Origin of the sequence: Kosakonia sp. H7A (assembly GCF_003028445.1) — a bacterium.
Taxonomy (GTDB): Bacteria; Pseudomonadota; Gammaproteobacteria; order Enterobacterales; family Enterobacteriaceae; genus Kosakonia; species Kosakonia radicincitans.
Map to the genome: position 1 here is coordinate 1 of NZ_PYTZ01000125.1, position 446 is coordinate 446.

A 446-nucleotide genomic window follows, 5' to 3' on the forward strand; every position below is an offset into this window, starting at 1 on the left:
CTGCCCGTCAACGAGGTCAGGTCGGCCAAGCCAGGAATGCTGGGCATCTTGGATTCGACCTGCACCATGGCTTGTGCCTGGTAGATCGGCGAAGCGAGCAGTGCGTATGCGGTGCCCAGGACCAGGAACACCAGCGTGGTGCCGATGATCCACCACTTGCGATCGACGAGAACGCCGAGCAGTTCGCGCAGGTCGATTTCGTCTTCATCGCGGCTGGTCCGCGTACCGTTTTGCTTGGTCATGGCTTCTGCGTTTACTTGATGTGGGGCGCCCAGCGGGCGACGGCGCTGTCGATCAGTCCGTAGACGTGCTCGAAGGCGATGCGCTGCTGGCGATAGGGGTCCGGCACCTCGCGGTTCTCCCACTTGCCCAGCAGGAAGGTCTTGCCGCTGACCTGGGGAACTTCGCGCGCGATCCGCGCCTGATGGGACTGTTCCATCACCAGG

General features: G+C 63.0%; 1 protein-coding gene and 1 pseudogene. Both read right to left on the reverse strand.

What is annotated here, in order from left to right; translation table 11 throughout:
• On the reverse strand, positions 1–242 hold a 242-nt coding region (locus CWM66_RS28540), incomplete at its 3' end, for a Wzz/FepE/Etk N-terminal domain-containing protein (protein WP_233218452.1).
• An 11-nt stretch (positions 243–253) separates the two neighbouring features.
• A pseudogene (locus CWM66_RS28545) lies at positions 254–446 on the reverse strand (hypothetical protein); the annotation flags it as partial.